Source organism: Pseudomonas sp. 05N434 (assembly GCF_056396965.1).
Window position 1 is genome coordinate 1 of sequence record NZ_JBFTMK010000139.1, and the last position, 9,641, is coordinate 9,641.

Annotated in this window: 8 protein-coding genes; all 8 read left to right on the forward strand. The window is 61.7% G+C overall.

Annotated features, from left to right (window positions below; all coding sequences use genetic code 11):
- A partial coding sequence (locus AC1DLB_RS11465; RefSeq protein ID WP_477785023.1) for an ATP-binding cassette domain-containing protein occupies positions 1–430 on the forward strand: 430 nt, incomplete at its 5' end.
- 12 nt (positions 431–442) lie between these two features.
- Positions 443–1,168, forward strand: a complete 726-nt coding sequence (locus tag AC1DLB_RS11470) for an urea amidolyase associated protein UAAP1 (protein ID WP_064619763.1) — start codon at positions 443–445, stop codon at positions 1,166–1,168.
- Positions 1,169–1,179: 11 nt separating this feature from the next.
- Positions 1,180–1,821 carry an urea amidolyase associated protein UAAP2 gene (locus AC1DLB_RS11475; RefSeq protein WP_018926803.1) on the forward strand — a complete coding sequence of 214 codons (642 nt, stop codon included), beginning with the start codon at positions 1,180–1,182 and terminating at the stop codon, positions 1,819–1,821.
- Positions 1,822–2,144: 323 nt separating this feature from the next.
- On the forward strand, positions 2,145–5,777 hold the full coding sequence (gene uca / locus AC1DLB_RS11480; protein ID WP_477785024.1) for an urea carboxylase: 3,633 nt from the start codon (positions 2,145–2,147) through the stop codon (positions 5,775–5,777).
- Positions 5,778–5,802: 25 nt separating this feature from the next.
- Positions 5,803–7,581, forward strand: a complete 1,779-nt coding sequence (atzF, locus tag AC1DLB_RS11485; RefSeq protein WP_258612585.1) for an allophanate hydrolase — start codon at positions 5,803–5,805, stop codon at positions 7,579–7,581.
- Between the two features lie 122 nt (positions 7,582–7,703).
- Positions 7,704–7,922, forward strand: coding sequence for a cysteine-rich CWC family protein (locus AC1DLB_RS11490; protein WP_018926806.1), 219 nt, complete (start codon positions 7,704–7,706; stop codon positions 7,920–7,922).
- Positions 7,923–7,955: 33 nt separating this feature from the next.
- Positions 7,956–8,648: a pseudouridine synthase gene (locus tag AC1DLB_RS11495; protein ID WP_477743385.1), complete on the forward strand. Its 693-nt coding sequence runs from the start codon at positions 7,956–7,958 to the stop codon at positions 8,646–8,648.
- 316 nt (positions 8,649–8,964) lie between these two features.
- The coding region (locus AC1DLB_RS11500) for an alpha/beta fold hydrolase (protein ID WP_477785025.1) at positions 8,965–9,641 on the forward strand (677 nt) is incomplete at its 3' end.

The following is a 9,641-nucleotide window of genomic DNA, read 5'->3' on the forward strand; positions in this document are numbered from 1 at the left end:
CGCCTCAGTGTTGCTGCACAAAGTCGGCCTCGGCCATTCGCTGGACAAGTATCCGGCGCAACTCTCCGGTGGCATGCAGCAACGGCTGGCGATTGCCCAGGCATTGATCATGAAGCCGCGGGTCTTGCTCCTCGACGAACCGTTCGGCGCCCTCGATCCGGGCATCCGCAAAGACATGCACAGCCTGCTGCTGGAGCTGTGGCGCGAGACGCAACTGACGGTGTTCATGGTCACCCACGACCTGTCCGAAGGTTTCAGTCTCGGCACCCGTTTGCTGGTGTTCGACAAGGTCCGCGTCGACCCGCACGCCCCCGGCGCCTATGGCGCACGCATCACCTACGACATCCCTTTGAACAGCGACCGCCGCGCCAACCGCGCCGCCGTCGACGCCCTGCCAGCTCAGTTGGCAGGCACGCTTCGTATCGCTTAGAGGAATCTGCACATGACTGATTCGACCCAACTGTTCCCGCCGTTCGCCGAAGAAATGCTCCCCGGCGGCGGCCATCGTTCATTCGTCCTGAGACGCGGCCAATTGCTGCGCCTGACCGACCTGCGCGGCGGTGCCAACGTCAGCCTGACGTTGCTCAACGCCAACGAAAAAACCGAACGCCTGAATCTGCCCGACAGCCTCAAATGCCAACACACCGCCAAGCTCACCACCGGCCATTGCCTGTACTCGGACATGGGCCGCGTGCTGGCGGCCATCACCGCCGACACCTGTGGCTGGAGCGACAGCCTCGGCGGCGTGCTCTGCGCTGAAGAAGTCGCACAAAAATATGGCCAGGGCCGCTATCAAGAGCTGCGCAACGGTTTCTTCCGCAACGGCACCGACAACTTGTTGGTGGAGCTGGGCAAGTGGGGACTGGGCCTGTCCGACCTGCTGATGACGCTCAATCTATTCAGCCGTGTGAACGTCGATGAGGCCGGCCGTTTCCACTTCGTCGAAGGCAATTCCAAGGCTGGCGATTACATCGAACTGTACGCACCGATGGACACTCTGGTGGTGCTCACTGCCCTGCAACACCCGATGGATCCGTCGCCGGAATACGCACCGAAACCGCTGAAGCTGAGCTGGATGAACGCCGATGCCAGCGTCGCCGAACACTGCCGCACCTCGCGCCCGGAAAACGAGCGCGGCTTCATCAACACCGACCGTCTGTTCGCCTGAGGATCGCTGCCATGTCACTCGCTATCGCCACCGCCCACAAGCAACCGGAAACAGCGGTCTACCGCGCCACCATCGCCGCCGGTGAACCCTGGCTGATGGAGGTCAAGGCCGGCCAGACCCTGCGTATCCTCGACCTGGAAGGCAATCAGGCGGTCGACACTTTGTTCTACAGCCTTGCCAATCCCAAGGAACGCTATGACGTGCAACGCACGTTGCGTCGGCAGAACAGCGTCTACCTGAGCACCGGCAGCGTGCTCTATTCCAACCTCGGCAAGCCAATGCTGACCATCGTCGAAGACACCTGCGGGCGTCACGACACCCTCGGCGGTGCCTGCGCGCAAGAGAGCAACACCGTGCGTTACGCCCTGGAAAAACGCTACATGCACAGCTGCCGCGACAACTACCTGCGCGCCTGCGCCCACGACGGGCGCCTGGGCAAGGGCGACATCGGGCCGAACATCAATTTTTTCATGAATGTGCCGGTGACGGCCGATGGCGGGCTGACGTTTGAAGACGGGATTTCAGCGCCCGGCAAATACGTCGACCTGCGCGCCGAGATGGACGTGATCGTGCTGATCTCCAACTGCCCGCAACTGAACAACCCGTGCAACGCCTACAACCCCACGCCTGCGGAGCTTTTGGTATGGAACTGAAACTTGCGCGTTTGCGGCGGTGGTTGTTTGCCCTGTGTCAGGCCCGCTCCGGCCAGTGCCTCAAACAACGCTGATCCCTGTGGCGAGGGAGCTTGCTCCCGCTGGGTCGCGAAGCGGCCCCAAACCCTGCTATCGCGCTATGTCTGACGGACCACAGCAGCAGGTTTTGCGACTGCTGCGCAGCCGAGCGGGAGCAAGCTCCCTCGCCACAAAAAAGCGTGAATTTTGTTCATCCGGGACGGCCCGGGTGCATCTCGAAAAACTGCGGGACGGCCCGCATCCCAGGTCGAGGCTGATGCGCTATCGCCTCCAGGGGTTATGCCATGTTCGAAAAAGTCCTCATCGCCAACCGTGGCGCCATTGCCTGCCGCATTCTGCGGACCCTGCGAGAGTTGCAGGTCAAGGGCGTCGCCGTTTACTCCGAAGCCGACGCCGCCAGCCTGCATATCCTGCAAGCCGATGAAGCTCACAGCCTGGGTGAAGGCGCCGCGGTCGGCACTTACCTTGCCGTGGACAAAATCCTCGCCATCGCCAAATCCACCGGCGCTACGGCGATCCATCCCGGCTACGGATTCCTCTCGGAAAACGCCGCGTTCGCCGAGGCCTGCGAAGCAGCCGATATCGCCTTCATCGGCCCCACGCCTGAGCAACTGCGCGTGTTTGGCCTCAAACACACCGCCCGCGCCCTGGCCAAACAACACGGTGTGCCGATGCTCGAAGGCACCGAACTGCTCGACAGCCTTGACGCAGCATTGATCGCTGGCGAACAGGTCGGCTACCCGGTGATGCTCAAAAGCACCGCCGGCGGTGGCGGCATCGGTATGCGCGTGTGCCGCAGCGCCGCCGAATTGGGCGAATCCTTCGAAGCGGTCAAACGCCTCGGGCAGAACAACTTCAGCGACGCCGGTGTGTTCATCGAGAAGTACATCCAGCGCGCGCGACATCTGGAAGTGCAGGTGTTCGGCGACGGCCAGGGCGAGGTGATTGCCCTCGGCGTGCGCGACTGTTCGGTGCAGCGGCGCAACCAGAAAGTCCTTGAAGAAACCCCGGCACCCAACCTGCCCGACGGCATGGCCGAAGCGCTCTGCCTTGCCGCGATCAAACTCGCCAAGGCAGTGAATTACCGCAGCGCCGGCACCGTGGAGTTCGTCTTCGACAGTGACGCCCAGCGTTTCTATTTTCTTGAAGTGAACACCCGTTTGCAGGTGGAGCACGGTGTCACCGAGCAAGTGTGGGGCGTGGATCTGGTGCGCTGGATGGTGGAACTGGCGGCCGGAGATTTACCGCCATTGAACGCATTGAGCCAAGGCTTGAAAGCCAACGGCCACGCGATCCAGGCAAGGCTCTACGCCGAAGATCCGGGGCGCGATTTTCAACCGAGCCCCGGCCTGCTGACGGCGGTAAGTTTCCTCGTCGCCGATGGCAAACACCTGCGCATCGACACGTGGGTCGAGGCCGGTTGCGAGATCCCGCCGTACTTCGACCCGATGATTGCCAAGGTCATCCGCTGGGCGCCGACTCGCGAAGAAGCCCGCGCTGACCTGCTCCAAACCTTGGGCGACAGCCTGCTGTACGGCGTGGAAACCAACCGCGATTACCTGCGACAGATTCTGCTCGATGTGCCCTTTGCCAGCGGCCAGCCATGGACCCGTTGTCTGGAAGCGCTGGTCTACCAGGCCAACACCTTCGAGGTGATCAGCGCCGGCACCCAGACCAGCGTTCAGGACTATCCGGGGCGTCTTGGTTACTGGGCGGTGGGCGTGCCGCCGTCGGGGCCGATGGACAGTCGTGCATTGCGTTTGGGTAATCTTTTACTGGGTAACGATGAAGGCGCAGCGGCCMTGGAAATCACCATGAGCGGGCCGATGCTGCGCTTCAATTGTGATGCGGTTGTGGCGGTGACCGGTGCGCAGATTCCATTGAYGCTGAACGGCGAAGCGGCACCGATGAACACCGCGCTGCTGATTCCGGCCGGGGCCACAGTACATCTCGGCACAATCGCCGGTGCAGGCGCTCGCAGCTATCTGTGCCTGCGCGGCGGCCTGCAAGTACCGGATTACCTGGGCAGCAAAAGTACCTTCACCCTCGGTCAGTTCGGTGGCCATGGCGGTCGTGCGTTGCGTGCCGGGGACGTGTTGCATGTGCCAGCCTTGATCGACCGTAGCGCGGGTGTTCAATTGCCTGATGAGCAGGTCACCGAGTTGCCGGCCGTGCGGCAAATTCGGGTGATCTACGGCCCCCATGGCGCGCCGGAATACTTCACCGAACACTACATCGGCACCTTCTTCGCCACTCAATGGGAAGTGCATTTCAACTCCAGCCGCACCGGTGTGCGGCTGATCGGGCCGAAGCCGGAATGGGTTCGGGCCGACGGTGGCGAAGCCGGGTTGCATCCGTCGAACATTCACGACAATCCGTACGCCATTGGCGCGGTGGATTTCACCGGTGATATGCCGGTGATCCTCGGTCCCGATGGTCCGAGCCTCGGTGGGTTCGTCTGCCCGGTGACGGTGATCGAAGCGGATCTTTGGCAGCTCGGGCAGCTCAAGGCTGGAGACAAGGTGCAGTTTTTGCCGGTCGATCTCAAGACCTCCCGTAACCTCGCCTTGAAATGGGATTCCTGTGGGAGCTGGCTTGCCTGCGATGAAGTTGATGCGGTGTCTGATCGGGCCTCATCGCAGGCAAGCCAGCTCCCACAGGGGGTTGTGTCGCCTGTGATGCTGGATATCGGCCAGGGAGATACACGGTTGGTCGCCCGGTTGTCGGGGGATACTCACCTGTTACTGGAAATCGGCGCACCGGAACTGGACCTGGTACTGCGCTTCCGCGCCCACGCGCTGATGCAGGCATTGGAAAGCAAACAGCTGCACGGGGTGATCGACCTGACGCCGGGCATCCGTTCGCTGCAGGTGCATTACCAACCGGAGCAACTGCCGCTTGCCGATCTGCTGGGCATCGTCGCCGGTGAGTGGGACGCCGTGTGCGCCGCCAAAGACTTGCAGGTTCCCTCACGCATCGTGCACCTGCCGCTGTCGTGGGATGACCCGGCCTGCCAGTTGGCCATCGAGAAATACATGACCACCGTGCGCAAGGACGCCCCATGGTGCCCGAGCAACCTGGAGTTCATCCGCCGCATCAACGATCTGCCGAACCTCGACGAAGTGCAGCGCACGGTGTTCGACGCCAGCTATYTGGTGATGGGGYTGGGCGATGTCTACCTCGGCGCKCCGGTCGCCACSCCGCTCGACCCACGGCATCGTCTGGTCACCACCAAATACAACCCGGCCCGCACCTGGACCGCTGAAAACTCGGTGGGCATCGGTGGCGCCTATATGTGCGTATACGGCATGGAAGGCCCCGGTGGTTATCAATTCGTCGGCCGGACCTTGCAGATGTGGAATCGCTACCGCGAGGTCGCCGCGTTCGATGGCAAACCGTGGCTGTTGCGGTTCTTCGATCAAATCCGCTTCTACCCGGTAAGCGCCGATGAACTGCTGCGCATTCGACGGGATTTCCCGCTCGGGCGCTTCGCTCTGAACATCGAGCACAGTCAGTTGAACCTGGCGGATTACCAGGCGTTTCTGGCGAAGGAAGCCAACAGCATTGCGGCGTTTCGAGATCAGCAAAAAGGTGCGTTCAACGCCGAGCGCGAGCGCTGGATCGCCAGCGGTCAGGCGCATTTCGACAGTGAAGAACCGACGCCGCAAGTGACCGAAGAGGCGCTGTTGGCCGACGGTCAGCAGAGCATCGACAGCCACATCGCCGGCAACCTCTGGCAGGTTCAGGTGGAGGTCGGCAGCCAAGTGGTCGCCGGTGATGTGCTGGTGATTCTGGAGTCGATGAAGATGGAAATCCCGCTGCTCGCGCCCATGGCCGGTGTGGTGCGCGAGATTCGTGTGCAACCGGGTTCGCCAGTGCGCGCCGGACAGCGCGTCGTGGTGCTGGAACTCGACTGAAGCCATTTCAACAAGGATCTGAACCATGAACATCAATCTGCAACTCGACGCCCTGCGCAACGCTTACCGTGACGGCCACATCACGCCTCGGCAATTGCTGCCGAGCCTGCGGGAAAAAGCCGCGGCGCTGAACCCGGACTATCACTTGTTCATCCATTTACTCAGCGCCGAGGAACTGGAACCGTACCTCGCCGCCCTCGATGGTCGTGACCCAGGCAGCCTGCCGCTGTACGGCGTGCCGTTCGCGATCAAGGACAATATCGATCTGGCGGGCATTCCGACCACGGCGGCGTGCCCGGCGTTTGCCTACGTGCCGGAGCGTTCGGCGACCATCGTCGAGCAACTGCTGGCGCTGGGTGCAATCCCGCTGGGCAAGACCAATCTCGACCAGTTCGCCACCGGCCTCAACGGCAGCCGCTCGCCGTATGGCGCTTGCCCGAACAGCGTGTTGCCGGAATATCCGTCGGGCGGTTCCAGCGCCGGCTCTTCACTGGCGGTGGCGCTCGGCGTGGCGAGTTTTGCCCTGGGCACCGACACCGCAGGTTCCGGGCGCGTACCGGCGGCGCTGAACAATCTGGTCGGTTTGAAAGCCACCAAAGGGCTGATCTCAACGGCCGGGGTGGTTCCGGCCTGTCGCACGCTCGATTGCGTCACGACCTTTACGACCACAGCCCGGGAAGCCAGTCAGTTGTTGGCACTGACCGCTCATCTCGACCCACGGGATGAATACAGCCGCAGCAATCCGCTGTGGAATGACGGCTCGGCCTTCGGCACGCCGCGCGCGTTTCGTTTCGGTGTGCCCCGTGCGCAGGACCTGGCGTTCTTCGGCTGCCCTGAAGGCCCGTTGTTGTTTGGCGACGCCATCGACCAGCTTAAAGCCCTGGGCGGTGAAGCGGTCGAACTGGATTTGTCGCCCTTCCTGGAAGCGGCGCGGTTGCTCTACGAAGGGCCATGGGTGGCCGAGCGTTACAGCGTGGCCGGCAAATTGATGGAGCAAAATCCTCAAGCCGTATTGCCAGTGATTCGTGCCGTGCTGGCCAAGGCCCCGGCAGTGACCGGCGTGCAAACCTTCCGCGCCCACTACCGACTGCAAGCCTTGAAGGCGCTGTGCGACAGAGTATTGGAGGGCCTCGACTGCGTGCTGACGCCAACCATTGGCCGTCCGGTTACATTGGCGGAACTTGCCGCCGAACCGGTACTGCGCAACTCGGAACTGGGCTACTACACCAACTTCATGAACCTGCTCGATTACGCTGCCGTCGCCGTGCCCAGCGGATTGATGGGCAATGGTTTGCCATGGGGCGTGACCTTGTTTGGTCGCGCGTTTACCGATCAGTATCTGTTGAGCGTGGCAGATGCCCTGCAACGTCAGCAGGGCCTGGCGTCACCCGCACCGGCCGCCATCGCGCACAATGACCGGGCACGACTGGTGGTCTGCGGCGCGCACCTGGAGGGGCTGGCGCTGAACTGGCAACTCAAACAGCGTGGAGCGCGGCTGGTAGAAACAACTCAGAGTTCTCCCGACTATCAGCTGTATGCCTTGGCCGGCGGCCCACCGTATCGCCCCGGCATGGTCCGCGTTAAAGAGGGCGGCGTGGCGATTGCGGTGGAAGTCTGGGAATTGCCGAGCAGTGAGCTGGGGTCGTTCCTCACCGGGATTCCTGCTCCACTGGGACTGGGCAAGGTGCAACTGGCGGATGGGCGTTGGGAGAGCGGGTTTATCTGTGAGCCGTATGGGCTGGACGGGGCGGTGGAAATCAGTCATTTGGGCGGGTGGCGGGCGTATTTGAAAAGCCTGGGTTGATCGCCTGATCACCGGCAAGACTCCTTCAGGAATGTGCGAGCGTTAGCTTGCACATGGCGGCTTGCGGGACGATCATGCGCAGCTCGGGCCAAGCAAACCGGCCATTACCAAATGACCCTTTCATGAATAAGCCAGACCTCTGCCCGGCCTGTGGCGCTTCCAACGACTGCAGCCTGGCCGACCCACGAACCGTCGATCGTGCCTGCTGGTGCTACGGCGTCAGCATCGACCCGGCGGTGTTCGAAACGCTGCCGGCCGAGCTGCGTGACAAGTCCTGCCTGTGCCCGGCCTGCGCCCGGGTCGAGGCGCAGTTGCAAGCAACCGCCTGGCCGATCACGTAACATACGCAGCCCTTTTCCCACCGATCCCTGGCCATGCGCGTTGACCGTTTCCTCAGCAACCTGCCCCGCTTCAACCGCAAGCAGGTACGCCTGTTGCTGGTGGAAAAGCGCGTCAGAGTCGACGGAACTATCGTCAGCGACCCTCACGCCGAGGTTCTCGAGTTCAGCCGCGTGGAAGTCGACGACGAAGTGCTGCAGGTCGGTAAACCGGCCCGCTACTTCATGCTGCACAAACCGCCCGGCTGCGTCAGTGCGACCCGCGACCCGCAACACCCGACGGTGCTCGACCTGATCCATGAAGCGGACAAGGATGACCTGCACATCGCCGGTCGCCTGGACTTCAACACCACCGGCCTGATGCTGATCACCAACGACGGCACCTGGTCGCGACGCCTGACCCAGCCACAGACCAAACTGCCCAAGGTGTACTATGTCGAGACGGAGCAGGAGATCACTGCCGACTACGCGATCACGTTCGCCAAAGGCCTGTACTTCGCCTTCGAAGACCTCACAACCCAGCCTGCCGAACTGGTCTTGCTCGGGGCAAAATCGGCGCGCCTGAGCATCGTCGAGGGCCGTTATCATCAGGTAAAACGGATGTTCGGCCACTTCGACAACAAGGTATTGCGCCTGCACCGCGAACGCATGGGGCCGCTGCTGCTCGACGACGCGCTGAAGCCCGGCGAATACCGGCCGTTGAGCGCCGAAGAGATCCGATTGATCTAAGCCGACGACCGCTCAGCAGAAGTTGTCGAACATTTTTCGAAAGATACTTGCGCGATGACGTGACCCCTGCTTGAATCAGGACGTCGGCGCGAAATGTGACCGATGAGTCACCAAAACTACTCTAAGAAACTTTTTGCCGGCAGAGAACCCTCAGGTTCCGCCTTCCCCCGGCAAACTGCCCGCTTATAACAATACCCGTCGACCGGCGTGCAATGGATCGACATGGGCCTTCAAAAATTCCAGGCGTATGCCTACCTGTCACAAAGCTCGTGCAATCTGATTTGCGCGCATACCCGCTTGCCAGGAGTCTTATGTCATGAGGCCAGAAATCGCTGTGCTGGATATACAGGGTCAGTATCGGGTTTACACGGAGTTCTATCGCGCAGACGCCGCAGAAAAGACCATCATTCTGGTCAACGGCTCGATGTCCACGACTGCGTCGTTTGCCCAAACCGTGAAAAACCTTTATCCGCAGTTCAATGTGGTGTGCTACGACCAGCCCTACGCGGGCAAGTCCAAGGCTCACAACCTGCATGAGAAAATGCTGACCAAGGAAATCGAAGGGCAGATCCTCCTGGAGCTGATCGACCACTTCGCCGCCGAACACGTGCTGTCGTTCTCCTTTGGTGGCGCCGCCACGCTCGTCGCCCTAGCCCACCGGCCACGGCGCATCGAAAAGGCTGTGATCAGCTCGTTCTCGCCGGTGGTCAACGAGCACATGCTCGACTACCTTCAGCGCGGTGTCGATTACCTCGGCAACCGGGACGGTGACCGCGTCGGCCATCTGGTGAACAGCACCATCGGCAAACACCTGCCTTCGCTGTTCAAGCGCTTCAACCACCGTCACGTCAGTTCGTTGGCCGAACACGAATACGGGCAGATGCACTTCCACATCAGCGGCGTGCTCAACAGCGACCGCAACTGCTACCTGAACGCGGCAAAGAAAATCAATGTGCCAGTGCTGTTCATGAACGGCGAATGGGACGAGTACAC